Genomic DNA, 20014 nt, shown 5'->3' on the forward strand with positions numbered 1-20014 from the left:
AATAACAAGAAGAAAAAATGATTTTTCAAAAAATAAAATCCCTTTAAAATTAAGCTTTAGACCAAGTTGATTTTACAATTCTAGCTTTTTTAGTCGATCTGTGAGTTCTCTTTTATACGTAATTCCGATGGGAATTCTTTCGTTTTTAATCACCACAAAATCTTTTTCGGTAGCATCAATTTTGTCTAAAGCAACAATGTACGATTTATGAATTCGCATAAAACTCTTTTCAGGTAGGCATTTTTCAAATTCTGTTGTGGTAATAGAAGCCAAATACGTTCTCTTAATCGTATGAAGCTTTACATAATTTCCGAAACTTTGAGCAAATAAAAGCTGATCTAGTTCGATATCCATTAAATAACCATCGACTTTTACACTTACCGAATTGACGGTTTCTTCTGTTTTTTGCTTCACACTTTCTGTGGCAAAAAAACGATCGATTGCTTTTAAAAATCGCGGAAAATAAATCGGCTTTAAGAGATAATCAATTACACCATAGTCATAACTTTCTAAAGCAAATTCAGAATACGCTGTCGTTAAAATGGTTTTTGGATGCGTTGGAAGAATTTTAAGCAATTCCATTCCAGAAATCTCAGGCATATTGATATCCAAAAACATCAAATCGACAGTATTTTCTCTGAGATAATTCATTGCTTCGATGCCGTTATAACCTTGAAAAACCAATTCTAACTGCGGATTCTGTTTGATGTAATTCGCCAAAACATAATGCGCAGCAGGTTCATCATCTACAATAATGCATTTCTTTGTTTCTCTCATCCTACAAACTTTTTAAGCTGTATTTCTAAATCAACAATATAAACCTGTTTGTCGTCTTGAACATCTAATTTATAATCTTTTCCATAAATTAAATTCAAACGTTCGATCGTATTCTTTAAACCGATTTTGGTAGAAATCACATCATTTTTCTTCGGAATTGAATTGGCAACATGAAGATGCAACAATCCGTTTTCGACTGTAATCGTGATTTTTACAAAGCAATTTTCGATAGCGCAAGTTCCGTGTTTAAAGGCATTTTCGATAAATGCAATTAACAGCATCGGAGAAATTTTATAAGTGTATTCAACATCTACTTTACTTTCAAAATCAATCTCACATCTGTAACCAACGCGCTCTTTTTCCAGCTGAACATAACTGTTTATGAACTCTAATTCGTCTTCTAAAGAAACACATTGTTTGCTGTTACTTTCTAATTGGTAGCGCATGAGCTGCGAAACTTTCATAATCAAATCGGGGGTTCTGTCTGGAAATTGAAGACTTATTCCGTAAAGCGTATTAAATGTATTGAACAAAAAATGCGGATTTAATTGTCCTTTCAATGAATTTAATTGCATTTGATTGAACAATAAAGCCGCATCGGTTTGTTTTCTGTGTATACGATAAAACTTAAAAACAATAATCGGACTCAGAATGCAGACCAAAGTTCCTAAAACGCTTGCCAGTTGATACGCATAACTCCTTTGATGTGAATTTTGGTACAAATGGCATTTGTTAAACATATCCATCATTGTGATTTCGTACAAAACAACCGAAAAGACAAAAACTCCGAAAAGCGTCAGAATAATATAGGTAAAAGGCTTATTGGCTTTAAATAAAATGGGAAGCAAAAAAAAGCGGTTAAACTGCGCATGCATATATAAAATGCAATAGAAAAATATCCCCATCATGATAGAAATGAAAGAGCTAAAGAGCATCCAGTCATTTTTTAGGGTGTAGATTGTAAATGAAAAAAGGACAACAGCAACTTCCTGCCACCATTTGTTATCCAGTATGTTATCAATTCTTTTGTTCATTCTTAATTGTGAAATAGTTTACAAAGTACGAACAATTATTTAATTATTTTTTTCAAAAAATGACCAATTCAATTCGTCATTTACTAGTGCAGTACATCACTTAACCTGACTTTTATCAGTACAAGAGAAATAAATTTGTTGCATCAAAAAACATATTTATATCACACCTTGAGTTTATGTATTTCAAAAAAATTACCTTTTTATTTTTATTGATTTTTGCCTCAATCGGTTATGCTCAAACCCTGTCTTTAAAAGAAGCAGTTAAGATAGGTCTTGAAAACTACGGTTCTATCCGAGCAAAAAACAATTACACCAATGCATCAAAAGAGACGCTGAAACAATCTCGCCGTGATTACCTGCCAAATCTAAATTTATCGGCTCAACAGGATTACGGAACAGTAAACGGACAGAACGGACCGCTTTACGGATTTGGAGGTTTAGGAGTTGCTTCATCAGGTTTGCCTCTTCCGGAGCAAAACTGGAATTCGGCGTTTGGAGCACTTTATTTAGTCAACATGAATTGGGATTTTTTCACTTTCGGAAAAGCGAAAGAAAAAATCAATCTATCCAAAATGGATGTTCAGGCTAAAGAAAAGGATTTGCAGCAGGAGAAATTTCAGCAGGAAATCAAAATTTCGGCTGCTTATTTGAATTTATTGGCAAGTCAGCGATTAGTAATTTCGCAGCAAAAAAACTTAGACCGCGCAGAAGTTTTTAAAAAGACTGCTGCAGCAAGAGTTAAAAACGGATTATTAGCTGGAGTCGATTCGACATTGGCTACAGCGGAAGTTTCTAAAGCTAAAATCGCTTTAAACTTGGCTAGAAATTTCGTTAAAGAACAAAACAACAAATTAGTCGATTTAATGGGCGTTGCGCCTCAGGATTTCGTTACAGATACTTTGTTTGTAACGCAGATTCCGAAAGAATTAGTAACGAAAGAAGCTGCAGCAGACAGTCTTCACCCTTTATTACAATTCTATAAAACGAAAATCGATTACAGCAATCAACAAGTTAAATTGTATAAAAGATTTTATTATCCAACCATGAGCGCTTTTGGTGTTTTACAAACCAGAGCTTCGGGATTTGATAATACCTATGCAACCAATCAGAATGCTTTTACAAGAAACTATTGGGATGGCGTAAATCCAGATCGCACCAACTATTTAGTTGGAGTTGGAATTACGTGGAATTTAACCACTCCATTCCGTTCAAGCAAACAAGTAAGCGCTCAGAAATTTGTTTCTCAAGCCATGCAGGAAGAATACAATCAAGCCGATCGCGAATTAAAATCGCAGTTGAATTTTGCTGAAGATAAAATCCGAATCACTTTGGAGAATTATGCAGAAGCGCCAATTCAGGTTGATGCCGCAAAAAGAGCTTATGTTCAAAAATCGACTTTATACAAAAACGGTTTAACTGATTTGACAGATTTAACACAAACGATGTATGTTTTAAATCGTGCTGAAATCGATCGAGATATTGTCAATAACAATGTGTGGCAGTCGTACTTATTGAAAGTCGCTGCAACAGGAAATTTTGACTTATTTATAAATGAATTTTAATTATAAATCCTAATGAATTTAATACGTTTTGCACTCCGCAAACCCATTTCCATTTTAGTATTGGTTGCGGGTCTATTTTTCTTCGGAATTGGTGCCATCAAAGACATTAAGGTAGATATTTTACCAAAAATGAATTTGCCGGTTATCTATATCGCGCACCCGTTTGGAGGTTATACGCCAGACCAGATGGAAGCTTATTTTGCCAAAAACTACGTAAACGTTTTACCTTTCTCGAACGGTATCAAGTCGGTAGAAACTAAAAATATTCAGGGGTTAATGATTATGAAATTAACCTATTACGAAGGAACAAACATGGCTCAGGCAGCTGCCGAGTTGAGTGCGCTTTCGAACAGAATCCAGGCGGCTTTCCCTCCAGGAACACAGCCTCCATTTATCATTCGTTTTGATGCTTCTTCTCTTCCAATCGGACAATTGGTTTTGAGTTCTAAAATTAGATCCAACAACGAATTACAGGATTTAGCCAACGTTTATGTTCGTGCTTCGTTTACTGCAATTCCTGGTTTATTATCTCCAGCACCATTTGGGGGAAGTCCAAGAACAATTGAGGTTAACGTAGATCCCGATTTATTGCGTTCGCATAATATGACGCCAGACCAAATCGTAGATGCAATTCGTTTGAACAACCAAACGGCTCCATCTGGAAACGTGCGTATGGGCGACAAAAACTATATTACACCAACCAATAATACCATTAAAGAAGTTAAAGATTTTGAACAGATTCCGTTATTCAAAGGCGGTGTTCAAAACTTAAAATTGGGTGATGTTGCCTCTGTAAAAGATGGTGCCGACATTACTGCTGGTTATGCTTTAGTAAATGGGAAACGTTCGGTTTACATTAGTATCGCAAAAGCGGGAGATGCTTCGACTTGGGATGTGGTTCAGAAATTGAAAAAAGAATTGCCTAAAATTCAAAGTACACTTCCTGAAGATGTAAATATTACATACGAATTTGACCAGTCAGTTTATGTAATCAACTCGGTAAAAAGTTTGATTACTGAAGGTATTATTGGGGCGGTTTTAACGGGATTAATGGTATTGTTATTCTTGGGTGACCGTCGTGCAGCATTAATCGTAATTATGACGATTCCGATTTCGATTATTTCTGGGGTTTTATTCCTGAAATTATTCGGGCAAACGATCAACTTAATGTCTTTATCAGGACTAGCTCTTGCAATTGGTATTTTGGTGGATGAAAGTACCGTAACTATCGAAAACATTCACCAGCATCTCGACATGGGAAAACCAAAAGCACTCGCTATTTGGGATGCCTGTCAGGAAATTGCTTTGCCTAAATTATTGATCTTACTTTGTATTCTAGCCGTATTTGCACCAGCATTTACCATGGTTGGTATTCCGGGAGCGTTGTTCTTGCCTTTGGCTTTAGCAATTGGTTTCTCAATGGTTATTTCGTTCTTATTATCACAGACTTTTGTGCCCGTAATGGCCAACTGGATGATGAAAGGACACGAAAAACACGAACACGAACCAAACATAACAGACGACGAAGCAGAATTTAATGCCTGCGGATTAACACCTGAATCGGAACAAAATTTAATTGGTCAGAAAAAAGATTTGGTTGAAAGAGAAGATTTCAACAATGACGGAAAAGTTTCTGGTTTCGAAAAATTCAGAAATCGTTTCATGCGACTTTTAGATCGTTTGTTTGTTCACAAAAAAGCAACAACTATTATTTATTTAACAGGTTCTATTCTTCTGGCTGTGTTGTTTATTAATTTCATCGGAAAAGATGTTTTCCCAAGAACCAATTCAAGTCAGTTTCAGTTGAGAATGCGTGCGGTCGACGGAACGCGTTTGGAAAGAACGGAAGAACAAGCGAGAATTGTTTTGAAAGAATTAGAAAAAATGGTTGGAAAAGAGCATATCGGAATTTCATCTGTTTATGTCGGGCAACACCCTTCTCTATTCTCAATCAACCCAATTTATTTGTTCATGGCAGGTTCTCACGAAGCGGTTTTCCAAGTGAGTTTGAAAGACTATGAAGCAGATATGGATGACTTTAAAGATGAATTTAGAGCAAGATTGAAAAAAGTATTGCCTGACACTAAACTTTCTTTTGAGCCAATCGAATTGACGGATAAAGTTTTAAGCCAAGGTTCTCCTACTCCAATTGAGATTCGAGTTGCCGGAAAAGACAAAAAGAAAAACGAATTGTACGCGACTCAAATTGTAGACAAATTAAAAGCGATTTCGTATTTCAGAGACGTTCAAATTGGTCAGCCAATTCATTATCCAGCAATGAATATTGATATTGACAGAACTCGTGCTGCCGAATTGGGAGTGGACATGAATGATATTTCTCGTTCGCTTGTAGCTTCTACCTCATCTTCTCGTTATACCGAAAAAAATAACTGGGTTGATGAAAGAGCAGGATTATCGTATTCTGTTCAGGTTCAAGTGCCTTTAAACAAAATGAAAAGCAAAACCGATATTGGAGAAATTCCAGTATTGAAAAACTCGCTTCGTCCAGTTTTAAGTGACGTTGCTAAAATTACACCAGGCTTTGTGAGTGGTGAAAATGATAACTTGGGGGCTATGCCATACATTACCGTTACAGCCAACATCTACCAGACCGATTTGGGGACCGCGTCTAAAGATGTGAGCAAAACAATTAGTTCTTTGGGCGAATTACCTCGTGGTTTATTTATCACGCCAATTGGACTAAGTACTGTATTGACTGAAACATTAAGCAGTTTACAAACAGGATTATTGGTTGCCGTATTCGTAATCTTCTTAATGTTGGCCGCTAATTTCCAATCGTTCAAAGTTTCATTAGTAATCTTAACAACGGTTCCTGCGGTAGTTTTAGGATCTTTATTAATGCTTACGCTTACAGGTTCTACATTGAACTTACAATCATACATGGGAATCATCATGTCGGTTGGGGTTTCTATTGCCAACGCCGTACTTTTGGTGACCAATGCCGAACAATTGCGTAAAATAAATGGAAACGCCTTAGAATCGGCTCGTGAAGCGGCTGCGTTGCGTCTTCGTCCAATTATCATGACTTCGGTTGCGATGATTATGGGGATGCTGCCAATGGCAATCGGACACGGCGAAGGAGGCGATCAAGTTTCTCCGTTAGGAAGAGCGGTTATCGGTGGACTATTATTTTCTACTTTTGCCGTATTATTGATCCTGCCGCAAATATTTGCATGGGCACAAGAAAAAACATCGACACAATCTGTTTCTTTAGATCCTGAGGACGAAGAAAGCATCCATTATATCTCATCGATTAGTAAGTCGAAAGTTGGAAAGTCGTAAAGTCATAAAGTTGGAAAGTCGAAAGTGGAAAGTCGAAAGTGGAAAGTCGAAAGTGGAAAGTCGAAAGTGGAAAATCGAAAGTCGAAAGTCACAATCGTCGCGAAAATACTTCGATAAACTTTATCCTTTGTGTATACTTATAAAACATATTTATATAAAACCAAAAAATGAAAAGTAACATTATAAAATCATCTGCATTATTATTTACGGCATTAGTTGTATTAAGCGGTTGCGAAAAGAAAAAAGAAGAAACTGCGAAAGCAGAAATCGAACCTAAAGTTGAAACTTTCCTTTTATCGAAAGAAAAACTAACAACTGAATTGCGTTTGCCAGCTGAATTAACCGGTTTTCAACAAGTTGATTTGTATGCAAAAGTGAGCAGTTTCGTAAAAACTTTAAAAGTTGATATTGGATCTAAAGTAAAAAAAGGACAGCTTTTAATTGTTTTAGAAGCACCTGAAATCAGTTCACAATTAGCAGCTGCCGAATCTAGATTGAAATCTATGGAAGCGATTTACGCAACCAGCAAAAGCACGTACAACCGTTTGTACGAAACAAGCAAAGTGGAAGGAACTATTTCTAAAAACGATTTAGAAATGGCAAACGGAAAGAAAAATTCTGATTACGCACAATACCAAGCTGCAATTGCTGCTCACAAAGAAATCTCGATTATGAGAGGATATCTTGAAATCCGTGCTCCATTTGATGGCGTTGTAGCAGCTAGAAATGTGAATTTAGGAACATTTGTTGGTCCAGCAGGAAAAGGTTCAGATTTGCCCTTATTAACGATTCAAGAGCAGTCTAAATTACGTTTGGCGGTTTCTGTTCCAGAATTGTACACAGGATATTTACATGCAGGAGACGAAATGAGTTTTAATGTAAAATCGTTACCGGATACTTTCTCAGCTAAAATTACAAGAATGTCTGGTGCTTTAGATTTAAAACTTCGTTCTGAAAGAGTTGAAATGGATGTTCACAACACCAAAGGAAATTTATTGCCTGGAATGGTTGCCGAAGTTCTTTTACCGCTTAACGCGAAAGACAGCACGTATGTAGTTCCGAAATCGGCTGTAGTAAGCTCTGCAGAAGGAATTTATGTGGTAAAAGTAGTAAACCGCAAAGCAACAAGAGTTGACATTAAAAAAGGAAGAGAAATCGAAGATAAAATCGAAATTTTCGGTGACTTAAACCCGCAAGATAAACTGGTAAAAATCGCCAGCGAAGAAACTAAAGAAGGCGATATCATAAACGAGTAACCTGCGTTTAGTCTTCTTTTTAGTAGATTACCAATTACTGTACGCATTCTTCGGAGTGCAAATCTAAAATTTGCCTTAGGACAGTTCCTCTTTTTTGGAGGGACTGTTTTTTTTTGTTTTTTATCAGGTAAAAGTACTTGAATCTTTGAATTTCTAAATTGATATTTTTGAAAAAAAATAATACGAAACAAACATTCGTTAAAACAACCAAATTTGAATAAATTGTCGCTACTTTGTCATGAATATATAAAAGTTAGCAGTAATATTACAGAAGAAAAACAGAATGAAAAACACTTTACTTTTTGCATTTCTTATATTAACACTTATTTCGTGTGAAAAAATGGGAAAAAACAATTCTCAAAAAAAAGGCAAATCTGAATTAAAAGAATTTATAAAAAATGACAAAATGGATAAAACCGAGTTTTGGAAAATAATAGAATATTCAATAGCTAAATCTAATAATGATAGATCACAACAAGAAAAGGTTATTATTGAAAAATTAGCGACATACAATCCTGAACAAATTATTGAATTTGAAGTAATCTTTAGACAATTAATTATTGAAGCTGATGATTTTAAAATAATGGCAGTCCAAAAAATCATTGAGGGCTACGTTTCTGATGACAGCTTTCTATATTTTCGTTGTTGGCTAATTGGCAAAGGAGAAAAGATTTACACTGAAACTCTGAAAAACCCTGAGTTCCTTGCAGGAAATATATATGAAGATGAGGATGAGCTACACTATTTTGAAGAATTAATGTACGTTGCTACTGATGCATATAAAATAAAAACAGGAAAAAAAGAAGAAGACGAAACTTTCCCTAGAGATATTGCAATCGGAAAAGGTTTGGATTATGATTTTGGTCCTTATCAGACAAAAGGCGTAGATTGGAAAGAAGAAGAATTACCAAAAACTTATCCAAAACTATGGGAGAAATTTAACTAAATAATAAAACCTCGACTCTAAAAAAAATCGAGGCTTTCCCCATAACGCGGATTTGCAATCCGTGCCCACAAAGTAATGAACATACTATGTCCCTAATGAAACTCCCGCACAAGCCAAGTAAAGAAATTTATGACTGAAACCGTTAGTACCTGGGAAGAAAAACAAAAAAATTATTTAGCTGTATCTATAGTTTGTTTCCTTATTGGAACTTACTTTTTTATGAATGTCATCAATGGGAGCTATATCATAAAGCAATCAGATCTTCAAGTTTATGAAAATCTAATAATTTCAACTTCTCCAAAATTTAAAGAAAGAAAAGGAAAACATGGCAGAAAATGGATAGAGTTTAATTGCGTAAATAATCAAAGTACTTTTGAAATTGCCAGTTATGACTACAGTTGTGTAAATAATGATGAAGTTATAAATGAAATAAAAGAAGGAGATACAATCTCACTTTCGATTCTAAAAAATGAAATAGGATATTTTGACACAAAAGGTTCTTGTGAAATTCATTCGCTAATAAAAAATGATAAAGAATATCTAAATCTTGACTGTAGAAATAAAGTAGATAATAATGGTGGAAAAAGAGGCTTTTTGATATTATTCGCGATATCTATCTTGACTGCGATAGTATATTCTTTGTCCAAAAAGCCAAAATTTTTTGATGAAGTCAATCCAGAATTTTTAATTACTATAATAGTAGCAATACTTTTTTTTATTCTTGTCTCCATTTTCTAATTATTACCTTAATAAAACAATTATCTAAAAATTAAAAAAACCTCGATTCATAAAAAAATCGAGGTTTTTCATTTCTAACTTCTATTCCTCACTTAAATAAGGATTCAAAATCTCCGCCAATTCATTGAGCCAATAATAATTGTCTTCAAAATTTGTTAGTCCGGTTTGGAGGGTTTCGTGTTGTCGCATTACGCCGAGAGCTAAAATGCAATTTACTTGTCTTAATATTTTAGCCATATCTTCGGGATCGATAATATGGTTAAAAAAAACAATCAGCCTTGTTTCGGCTTCTTTGGAAAGGGTGTTTGTACTCATAATGTCGTAGTATTAGGAATATAAAAACCCTTGTATCTAAGTGTTCCTAACGCCTACGACAGCGCTTTACGGTCGTTTCCGATACCGCACACATCATACAAGGGCAAATTTCTTTAGTCGTAAAGTCGTAATTATAGGAATTACAAATATAGGAAAATTCTTTATTTTATATTCTTTTTCTTACAACTACTTTATGTTCTTTAACAAATATACTAAATCTATATTTTGAGATGTATTTATCGCATTTTTGTCATTTCGACGTAAGGAGAAATCACACTAGAAGCTCCACACGGAATGTCGCCAATCTTTGTCGATCAACGAGTGTGATTTCTCGTTCCTCGAAATGACAAGTTTGCGGGAATAGCCGTGACAAATTGATAAAGATTGGCAATTTAAATTGTCGAGCTACTTACGGAGATTTGCTACGCCTATTCGCTATCGCTCGGGTCTCCTCCGTCGAAATGACAAGATTGTGGGAATAGTTGAGATAAATTGATAAAAATTCACTATTTGATAAGTCCCAGCGGGACGAAATATTTATAGAAAACAATTTTTCCCGCTTCAAAAGAGCCCCAGCGGGGTGAAATCTTATTTACAATATGTCGCTCCGCTGGAGCTTTTGGTACGTCACGTTTTATAAATCTATAAATATTTCATTCCTCCGGAATTTTATTTTGCAGATTTAAAAATTATCTAACGTCTAAGAGAAATAATCGTTTAAACCATCATTTATAAAACAAAAAAAATGCAAGACCAAAATTGATCTTGCATTTTTATAATTTGATAAATCTAAAAAATATCTTCTTAGACTCTCTGACGCTCATGTATTCCTTCTTTAATTTCTTCCACCATTTTTTTATTAAAAGAGGGCAAATCATTCGGGTTTCGGCTGGTTACTAATCCGTGGTCTACGACAACTTCTGAGTCTTCCCATTGTGCTCCCGCATTTATCAAATCGTTTTTAACAGAGAAAAACGAAGTTACTTTTCGACCGTCTAAAACATCAGCATCTACCAGAATTTGAGGTCCGTGACAAATGGCAGCTACTGGTTTTTTACTTTCAAAAAACGAACGTACAAAATCTACTGCCGCTTCTTCTCTTCTTAATAAATCTGGATTTATAACGCCTCCTGGCAGAACCAAAGCATCGTAATCGGCTTCATTTGCCTGATCTAATACTACGTCAACATTATAATCGTTGCTCCAATTTCCGTCTTTCCAAGATTTGATTGTTCCAGATTTCAAACTTACGATATCGGCGTTCCAACCTTGCTCTTCCAGATAGGCTTTTGGAGATGCTAATTCTGATTCTTCAAAACCGTTTGTTGCTAATATGGCTATATTCTTTTTCATAATTCTAAATATTTAAAACGTTATTAATTTTGATTTACCTAAAATTACTTATTTCAAATAGCCAGAGAAAACAGACGATGTTAAAGGTTTCTTTAATAAAAGTTAATTAATTGAGTAACAGTTTTTTTATTAAAAATTAAACGAAAATTATATAAGATTGGGGTTAATTGGGATTATTATTTTATAGCAACAAAACCTAAAGTTTCTGCCTTTATGACTTTCCGAGATTAACAATTTAAAAATTTGGCTAAAGCCTTTTTCTTATATCATCTCAAAATTCCCCTAGTTGAAACTAGGGGGCAACTGAAAAAAATCAATTGCCTCCATCTTTAGATGGAGGTTGAAAATTAAGGATAGAAATGGCTTTAGCATAAATCGCGCATTTGTTTAAGCCTTACTTTTACATGCCATGTAATTCCTCCAGCGAAAGTTTGCAGGAAATTCAAATAATTATATTTTTTAAAAGCTTCTATACTATTATTTACCTCAAATCCTTTTTAATAACCAAATATTTCAAGTTGGTAGTTCCGGCATTACTGATTCCGTGTTCGGCATTTGGCGGGCAGTACAAACTCGTATTTGGACCAACAACAACCGTTTTTCCGTCTAAGAAAAAAGAAGCTGAGCCTTCTAAAATATAAAAGAATTCTTCTTCGGGATGATGATGCGGCGCGTGTGTCGATTTTCCTGGTTCGACAATGCTCATTTTTAAAGTGTTTTCTTGAGTAAAATCTTTATCGGCAAACCAATATTGATAGCCTACTTTGGTTTGTTTGGCTTTGTCCAATTCAAAATGATTGACGCAATTTTCGATTGTGTATTTTGGCGGTGCGGTTTCTTTTTTGTTTTCCTGAGCAAAGGCTATTTGTTGGAAAATTAAAAGAGCGAATGTGGTTTTTATGGTAGTTAGTGTGTTCATTTTTTTTTTATTGTAATGTTACGAAAAAATTGGATACAGATATTTGTATAGACCTTTTTTGTCAACCTCACGAAGATAGACTGGACTGAAGTCCAGCCCTACAATATGATACATTCCTTCGGAATTTTTCTTGTTAGCTAACATAAAAAAGGGCCATCAGCTCTACGAATATTGTAGAACTGGACTTCAGTCCGGTTGAGCATGTTAATAATGTTAGCCCTGATCGTTACGAAGAAGGACTGAAGTCCAGCCCTACAATATGATACATTCCTTCGGAATTTTTCTTGTTAGCTAACATAAAAAAGAGCCAGCGGCTCTACGAATATTGTAGAGCTGGACTTCAGTCCGGTTGAGCATGTTAATAATATTAGTCCCGATCGTTACGAAGAAGAACTGAAGTCCAGCCCTTCAATATGATACATTCCTTCGGAATTTTTCTTGTTAGCTAACATAAAAAAGAGCCAGCGGCTCTACAAATATTGTAGAGCTGGACTTCAGTCCGGTTGCGCATGTGAATGTAAATAAATTATAAAAACGATAATTTCTTGCTTAGCCCTCCCGATAGCTATCGGGAAAACGGCATCCTTTTATGGCGGGGTTCACCATAAAAGATATAATATAAAGCGGGACAAATGTTCTTAAAAACCGAAAAATTGCTGCTCCTCAAAAATATTTTAGAAATTAAAAAGTCAATAAAATCAAGGCTTTTGAAACATTTTTAAAAACGCTTATTGTACGATAAGAAAATATTATGATAAAAATATTTTGTAATTCAAAAAACCGCCATACATTTGCCTAACAGTGTTAAACGATTTAATACTCGAATACAATGGCTAGCAAAGATCGAATTTTAAGACAAAAAGAAGAGACAAGAAATAATATTCTTGGCGCTGCTTATGATATCGTAAAAGAAGAAGGCTGGAATGGTTTGAGTATGCGTAAAATTGCCGACAGAATTGAATATACTGCTCCTATTATTTATGAATATTTCTCAAATAAAGAAGCAATTTTAGAAGAACTGACTGGCAAAGGTTTTGTCAAACTGACTAAAGAATTGCAAACTGCAATAGATAAGTTTGAAAAACCCGAAGATCAATTGGAAGCCATGTGGATGACGTATTGGGACTTCGCTTTTACTAATACTGAAATGTATCAGCTGATGTTTGGTGTCCAAATGACGTGCTGTGCACAACGATGTTCGGCTCAAGAGGGACCTTACAAATTATTTACTCAAGTGATTGCTGAGGTAATGAAAGACAGCAATCCGAGTCAAGATATTATAAAACAAAAGTACTTCACTTTCTTTTCTGTTATTCATGGTTTAATCGCCATTAATATCATTAACAAAAGTGACATTTTAGAAACAATTAATGCCCAAATTTTGAAGGATGCCATTGGTGGTATCATCAAATCAATACAATAATATTTTTTTCAACTTTTACTTAACGGTGTAAAATGATTTAATCGGATAATATAAAATCCTTTTTTTTATAACCTTCATTTAACACTGTTAGAAAATTTAATCGAGGTAATAAAACTCTTTTTTTAGACTTTTACTTAACGACGTTAGATAATTTAATACCGATTTAAGGACACTGTTGAAAATGATTTAAGTATGGAAGTTTGTGCACTTTTACTTAACAACGTTAGATAATTTAATTCAATTAAATATGAATCCCGAGAATTCCAGAATTCCAGAATTTTTTACCCGAGAAAATGTTCAACCAATTAAAACCAAAATGAAAATGAAAAATGTAATTATAACCAGTTTTATTCTGGCATTAGTTTTAAGCAGTTGTGGAGATAAAAATCAGGCTCCTACTGCTCCACCGCCACCGGTTTTACCAGTATTAGCGATAACTAGTGCAAATACCATCACTGACTCTGAATATCCTGCTTCTATACAAGGAACTGTAGACGTTGAAATTCGTCCACAAGTAAGTGGAAACCTTGACAGAATTTTTGTTGACGAAGGTGCTTACGTAAATAAAGGTCAGACGTTATTTAAAATCAATGAGCGTCCGTTTCGCGAGCAATTAAACAATGCTTTAGCAAGTCTTCATGCGGCTGAAGCGGCTTTAATCAACGCTAACTTAGAAGTTGATAAATTGACTCCGTTAGTTCAGAACAAAGTAGTTTCTGATTATCAGTTAAAAACGGCTAAAGCAACTCAAAAAATTGCTGCTGCAAATATCGAGCAGGCAAAAGCAATGGTGGGTTCTGCTAAAATTAATTTAGGATATACAAATGTTACGGCTCCAGTAAGCGGTTACATTGGAAGATTGCCAAAAAAACAAGGAAGCTTAGTTTCTGCTACTGATGTTGAGGCTTTGACAACTTTATCTGATGTTCACGAAGTATTTGCTTATTTCTCTTTGGGTGAAACAGATTTCATCAACTTTAAAGAGCAATACGCTGGAAGTTCATTAGGCGATAAAATCAAAAAACTACCTCCTGTGACTTTGATTTTAGCTGATAACAGTGCTTACCCAAAAACAGGAAAAATCGATATGGTTGATGGTCAGTTTGATAAAACTACTGGAGCGATCACGATTAGAGCAACTTTTCCAAATGCTAACGGAATTTTACGTTCTGGAAACACAGGAAGAATTCGTTTAGGATTAAACCATGACGATGCAATTTTGGTTCCGCAAGCGGCTACTGTTGAAATGCAGGACAAAGTATTTGTTTTCACAGTTGGAAAAGACAACAAAGTAACCAAAATGCCAATTACTGTTGTAGGCAAAAGCGGTGCAAACTATTTAATTAAAGACGGCGTAAAATCTGGTGACCAAATCGTATTAAGCGGTATTGACAAATTGCAGGACGGACAAGCGATTCAACCTGAAAAATCAACTAAAGTTGCCGAAGTAACTAACAAAAAATAATTATAAAATCAAATGTTCAAAATATTTATACAAAGACCAGTACTAGCAACTGTAATCTCCATTTTATTGGTGATTCTGGGTGTACTTGGTTTGACTAAACTGCCCTTACAACAGTTTCCTGATATTGCGCCTCCATCGGTTTTGGTAACGGCGGTATATCCTGGAGCTAACGCAGAAACGGTTTTACGTTCTGTTGCGCCTTCTCTAGAAGAGTCTATAAATGGTGTAGAAAACATGACTTACATGAGTTCTACTGCCAGTAACGACGGTACTTTGGCTATTACTGTTTTCTTTAAATTAGGAACAAACGCCGATCAAGCTGCGGTAAACGTGCAAAACCGTGTGGCTCAAGCAACAAGCCAATTGCCAGCAGAGGTTGTTCAGCAAGGTATTATTACCGCTAAACAGCAAAACAGTTTCATCATGGCGATTGGTATGTATACCGAAGATGAAGCCAAATACGATCAGACTTTTATTGCCAACTACGCTCAGATTAATATTATTCCGGAATTGAAACGTATTCCCGGTGTTGGTTCTGCAAGTATTTTTGGTGGTGTAAAAGACTATTCTATGCGTGTTTGGTTGAATCCAACACAGATGTCTACTTACAAAGTGACGCCAAATGAAGTTATGGCAGCGATTCAGGACAAAAGTTTGGAAGCTGCGCCAGGTAAATTTGGTGAAAGAAGTACGGAAGTTTTCGAATACGTAATTAAATACAAAGGAAAACTTACTAAACCAGAAGATTACCAAAATATTGCGATTCGTTCTAATCCTGATGGTTCTGTTCTTCGTTTGAAAGATGTTGCCAGAGTAGAATTAGGTGCTTATTCTTATACTAGTTTAACTCGTTTAAATGGTAAAAAAGGAATTGTAATTGGGGTTATTCAGTTAGCGGGATCAAACTCTAATGATATTCAGATTGCGATCAATAAAATGATGGAAAAAGCTTCTAAAGATTTTCCAAAAGGCATTAAACACAATATTTTCTATAGTACAAAAGTATCTCTAGACCAATCAATCGAACAGGTTGAACATACCTTAGTTGAAGCTTTCATCTTAGTTTTCATCGTGGTATTTATCTTCCTGCAAGATTTCAGATCAACATTAATTCCGGCTATTGCTGTACCTGTAGCAATTTTAGGAACGTTCTTCTTCATGCAGTTATTCGGATTCTCGATCAATCTTCTAACACTCTTCGCATTAATTCTGGCGATTGGTATTGTGGTAGATGACGCGATTGTGGTAGTCGAGGCCGTCCATGCGAAAATGGAACACAAACGTTTGTCTCCAAAAATCGCAACCCATGAAGCAATGCACGAAATAACGGGTGCTATTATCTCGATTACGCTGGTAATGGCTGCTGTATTCCTGCCGGTTGGTTTTATGGAAGGCTCAACAGGAGTTTTCTATCGTCAGTTTGCCTTTACGATGGCGATTGCAATTGTAATTTCGGCTGTGAATGCCTTGACATTGAGTCCGGCTCTGGCTGCATTGTTCTTAAAAGACAATCACGGAGCTCACGATCACGATGCTCCGCATGAGAAAAAAGGATTTAAAGAAAAGTTCTTTACGGCTTTCAACACCAGTTTTGAATCGCTTACGAATCGTTACGTTGGCGGACTTAAATTCTTAATTAGAAGAAAATGGTTGAGTTTAGGAGGTTTGGCTTTAATCACATTAGCAACTGTGTTAATGGTTAAAACTACTCCATCTGGATTTATTCCAACAGAAGACCAAGGATTTATCGCAATCTCGGTAAATACACCTTCTGGAACCTCTCTTGACGGAACTCAAAAAGTAATGACTGAAGCTGAAAATACTTTAAGAGGTTTAGAATCTTCACGATTTGTAACAGCGGTTTCTGGTTTCAACTTATTAACGAATTCAACAAGTCCATCTGCGGCAGTAGTTTTCGTATTGCTGAAACCAAATGAAGAACGTGGTTCTCTTAAAAATATTGACGAAATCATGAATCAGGTTCGCGGTAAATTGGGCGAAATTTCTGGAGGAAGTTTCTTCGTATTCAGTTTCCCAACTGTTCCTGGATTTAGTAACGTTGAGGCTTTGGATTTAGTGCTTCAAGATAAAACTGGAGGAAAACTGGATAAATTCAGTGGTATTTCTCAAAATTTCATTGGCGAATTAATGAAACGTCCAGAAATTGCAGTTGCCTTTACCAGTTTTAAAGCTGATTATCCTCAATTGCAATTGGATATCAACGACGAAAAAGCGAATCAATTAGGTGTAAATGTAAAGGACATTTTACAGACTATGCAGGCATATTTTGGTAGTGCGCAGGCATCAGACTTTAACCGATTTGGTAAATATTACCGTGTGGTTGTTCAAGCTGATATTGCTGACAGAGCAGATCCAACAGCAATTGATCGTGTATTCGTAAAAAATAAAACCGGCGAAATGGTGCCAATAAATACTTTAGTGAAACTGACTCGTATTTATGGTTCTGAAACCGCTTCTCGATATAATTTGTTTAACTCAATTTCTATTAATGCCATTCCAAAACCTGGATTTAGTTCCGGAGATGCCATTAAAGCAATTGAAGAAGTAGCAAAACAACAATTGCCTGCAGGTTACGGGTTTGAATTCTCGGGCCAAACGCGTGAAGAGATTTCTTCAGGAGGTCAGTCGGCTACAATTTTCTTACTGTGTTTGATATTCATTTATTTCCTACTTGCTGCACAGTATGAGAGTTATATCCTTCCTCTAGCAGTTATTTTATCAATTCCTGCAGGTATTTTTGGAGTATTTGTGGCTATCGGTTTAACAGGAATCGAAAACAACATTTACGTACAGGTTGCTCTTGTCATGCTGATTGGATTGCTCGCTAAAAATGCCATTTTGATTGTGGAATTTGCGGCGCAGAGAAGAAGATCTGGACAAGGTTTAATCGCAGCTTCCATTAGTGCGGCAAAATTACGTTTGCGACCAATTATTATGACGTCTCTTGCCTTTGTGGTAGGTCTTGTTCCAATGATGAGCGCTAAAGGTCCATCGGCTCAAGGAAATCATTCGATCAGTATTGGAGCAGCGGGCGGAATGCTTTCTGGAGTAATTCTTGGATTGTTTATTATCCCAGTATTATTCATAGTGTTCCAACATTTACAAGAAAAATTCAGCGGCAAACCAATTGCTGTTGTTCACAACGAAGAAAAATAAAATATGGAAAACTATATAACGACTATCCTAGTTGCCATAATAGTTGGTATCGGATATATATCCTACAGAATCTCGAAAGATCTTGAAACTAGAAAAGATACTTGCACAGAAATCTAATAAAAAGACAATGAAAAATTATATAACCAAAATCGTGACCTTCGCCATTCTGATCACGACCATAATATCCTGTAAAGTCTCAAAGGATATTGAAACTCCTAAAGATGCATTTCCTGAAAATTTCAGGAATGCATCGGTTTCGAGTGATACAACCAGTATTGCCGATATCGAGTGGAAAAACTTCTTTACAGAAAAAGATATTGTTACGTTAATCGACAGCGCGGTTGCCAGAAATAACGATCTTCTTATTGCTCAAAAAAACATCGAAATTGCGCAATACAGATTTACACAATCGAAATGGGGAAATGTTCCTCAAGTTAATTTATTTGTAAATGCTAGTACAAGCAATCCTTCTGACAATAGTTTTACAGGAATGAACTTGAATCAAGCTTTAGGCGCTAAACATATTGATGATTATTCTGCTGGAGCTTCACTTTCTTGGGAGGCTGATATTTGGGGAAAGATCAGAAACCAAAAGAAAGGAGCTTACGCAGGATATCTTCAATCTGCTGAAGTAAAAAAAGCATTGCAGACCAATATCGTTGCTAATGTTTCTAGAGGCTATTACAATCTTTTGATGTTGGACGCTCAATTGAAAATCGCTCAGCAAAACCTAAGATTAAATGACAGCACCACCAACATTATCAAGTTAAAATACGATGCTGGTCAGGTAACAACTTTAGCCATTCAACAATCTGAAGCACAAAAATTAAACTCAGAGCAATTGATTCCGTTATTGGAACAAAACATTGCTATTCAAGAAAATGCTTTAAGTGTTTTGACAGGTTCATTCCCGAATTCAAAACAAAGAACCATTCTTTTAAATTCAATTGAAATTAAAAGCAATCCAGCTGTTGGAATTCCGTCTTCAGTAATAAGCAGAAGACCAGATGTAAAAAGCGCTGAATTGGCACTTAAAGTAGCAAACGCAAATGTCGGTATCACGAAAGCGGATTTATACCCAGCTCTTAGAATTACGGCTCAAGGCGGTTTGAACTCTTTCGAAACGAGCAGCTGGTTTACAATTCCAGCTTCTCTATTCGGAACTGTAGCAGGCGGTTTAACGCAACCCATCCTGAACAATAAAAGACTAAAAACGCAATACAATATTGCTCTTGCAGAAAGAGAAAAAGCGGTTTTAAGTTTTAGACAAGCTGTTTTAGTTGCCGTTAGTGAAGTTTCTGATGCTTTGGTAAAGGTGGAGAAATTACAGCAACAAGAAAATTTCTTGAAAGAAAAAGTAAAAACATTGCAGCAAGCAATTAAAAATTCGAACCTGTTATTCAAAAACGGATTAGCAGAATATCTGGAAGTTTTAACTGCTCAAGCAAATCTTTTACAAAGCGAATTAGAACTTGCAGATCTTAAAAGACAACAACTCACAGCCAATACAGATTTGTACCGCGCTCTAGGCGGAGGCTGGAAATAATACCCGTTACATTACCCGTTAATTATTTATTTTTTGAGATGAAAACGCTGTGGAACTTAGGTTTCATGGCGTTTTTTGTTTTTTACTTAACCGCAAAGAGCGCAAGGGTTTACGCAAAGAGCGCTAAGTTTTTTTTCCCTAGAAATGCTTTTTTGTTTCTCGCAGATCTAACAGATTAAGTAGATTTTTTCTCTCATTAA

The 20014-nt window shown here is 35.6% G+C and carries 14 protein-coding genes; 9 read left to right on the forward strand and 5 right to left on the reverse strand.

What is annotated here, in order from left to right:
* Nucleotides 1-72: 72 nt before the first annotated feature.
* Together ABTV69_RS19715 and ABTV69_RS19720 are read right to left on the reverse strand one after the other, a co-directional pair.
* Nucleotides 73-777, reverse strand: coding sequence for a LytR/AlgR family response regulator transcription factor (locus tag ABTV69_RS19715; RefSeq protein ID WP_433831851.1), 705 nt, complete (start codon nucleotides 775-777; stop codon nucleotides 73-75).
* Nucleotides 774-1811, reverse strand: a complete 1038-nt coding sequence (locus ABTV69_RS19720; protein WP_433831853.1) for a sensor histidine kinase — start codon at nucleotides 1809-1811, stop codon at nucleotides 774-776. The genes ABTV69_RS19715 and ABTV69_RS19720 overlap by 4 nt, the downstream gene beginning before the upstream one ends.
* Nucleotides 1812-1987: 176 nt before the next feature.
* On the opposite strand from ABTV69_RS19720, the gene ABTV69_RS19725 reads away from it, so the two are divergent.
* The 5 genes from ABTV69_RS19725 (at nucleotide 1988) to ABTV69_RS19745 (ending at nucleotide 9616) form a co-directional block, all read left to right on the forward strand.
* Nucleotides 1988-3373 carry a TolC family protein gene (locus ABTV69_RS19725; RefSeq protein ID WP_433831855.1) on the forward strand — a complete coding sequence of 462 codons (1386 nt, stop codon included), beginning with the start codon at nucleotides 1988-1990 and terminating at the stop codon, nucleotides 3371-3373.
* Nucleotides 3374-3385: 12 nt separating this feature from the next.
* Nucleotides 3386-6676, forward strand: coding sequence for an efflux RND transporter permease subunit (locus ABTV69_RS19730; RefSeq protein WP_433831857.1), 3291 nt, complete (start codon nucleotides 3386-3388; stop codon nucleotides 6674-6676).
* A gap of 167 nt (nucleotides 6677-6843) precedes the next feature.
* Nucleotides 6844-7932, forward strand: coding sequence for an efflux RND transporter periplasmic adaptor subunit (locus ABTV69_RS19735; protein ID WP_433831859.1), 1089 nt, complete (start codon nucleotides 6844-6846; stop codon nucleotides 7930-7932).
* A 283-nt stretch (nucleotides 7933-8215) separates the two neighbouring features.
* A complete protein-coding gene (locus tag ABTV69_RS19740) occupies nucleotides 8216-8878 on the forward strand; it encodes a DUF4240 domain-containing protein (protein ID WP_433831861.1) in 663 nt (220 codons plus the stop codon).
* Nucleotides 8879-9007: 129 nt separating this feature from the next.
* Nucleotides 9008-9616: a hypothetical protein gene (locus ABTV69_RS19745; protein ID WP_433831863.1), complete on the forward strand. Its 609-nt coding sequence runs from the start codon at nucleotides 9008-9010 to the stop codon at nucleotides 9614-9616.
* An 81-nt stretch (nucleotides 9617-9697) separates the two neighbouring features.
* Here ABTV69_RS19745 and ABTV69_RS19750 read toward each other — a convergent pair whose 3' ends face one another.
* The 3 genes from ABTV69_RS19750 to ABTV69_RS19760 form a co-directional block, all read right to left on the reverse strand.
* Complete coding sequence (locus ABTV69_RS19750; RefSeq protein WP_433831865.1) at nucleotides 9698-9931, reverse strand: hypothetical protein; 234 nt, start codon at nucleotides 9929-9931, stop codon at nucleotides 9698-9700.
* A gap of 804 nt (nucleotides 9932-10735) precedes the next feature.
* Nucleotides 10736-11284 carry a type 1 glutamine amidotransferase domain-containing protein gene (locus ABTV69_RS19755; protein WP_433831867.1) on the reverse strand — a complete coding sequence of 183 codons (549 nt, stop codon included), beginning with the start codon at nucleotides 11282-11284 and terminating at the stop codon, nucleotides 10736-10738.
* 481 nt (nucleotides 11285-11765) lie between these two features.
* Complete coding sequence (locus ABTV69_RS19760; protein WP_433831869.1) at nucleotides 11766-12203, reverse strand: cupin domain-containing protein; 438 nt, start codon at nucleotides 12201-12203, stop codon at nucleotides 11766-11768.
* Nucleotides 12204-13032: 829 nt separating this feature from the next.
* Between ABTV69_RS19760 and ABTV69_RS19765 the strand changes: the two genes are divergently transcribed.
* The 4 genes from ABTV69_RS19765 (at nucleotide 13033) to ABTV69_RS19780 (ending at nucleotide 19814) form a co-directional block, all read left to right on the forward strand.
* Entirely contained in the window at nucleotides 13033-13626 is a 594-nt protein-coding gene (locus tag ABTV69_RS19765) for a TetR/AcrR family transcriptional regulator (RefSeq protein WP_223704702.1), read from the forward strand.
* Nucleotides 13627-13873: 247 nt separating this feature from the next.
* On the forward strand, nucleotides 13874-15091 hold the full coding sequence (locus ABTV69_RS19770) for an efflux RND transporter periplasmic adaptor subunit (RefSeq protein WP_433831871.1): 1218 nt from the start codon (nucleotides 13874-13876) through the stop codon (nucleotides 15089-15091).
* Between the two features lie 12 nt (nucleotides 15092-15103).
* Complete coding sequence (locus ABTV69_RS19775; RefSeq protein WP_433831873.1) at nucleotides 15104-18268, forward strand: efflux RND transporter permease subunit; 3165 nt, start codon at nucleotides 15104-15106, stop codon at nucleotides 18266-18268.
* A gap of 127 nt (nucleotides 18269-18395) precedes the next feature.
* The gene (locus ABTV69_RS19780; protein WP_433831875.1) at nucleotides 18396-19814 is read left to right on the forward strand and encodes a TolC family protein; all 1419 of its coding nucleotides are present in this window, start codon (nucleotides 18396-18398) and stop codon (nucleotides 19812-19814) included.
* The last annotated feature ends 200 nt before the right edge of the window (nucleotides 19815-20014 follow it).

The organism is Flavobacterium anhuiense, from assembly GCF_050990855.1.
GTDB classification, from domain to species: Bacteria; Bacteroidota; Bacteroidia; order Flavobacteriales; family Flavobacteriaceae; genus Flavobacterium; species Flavobacterium anhuiense_C.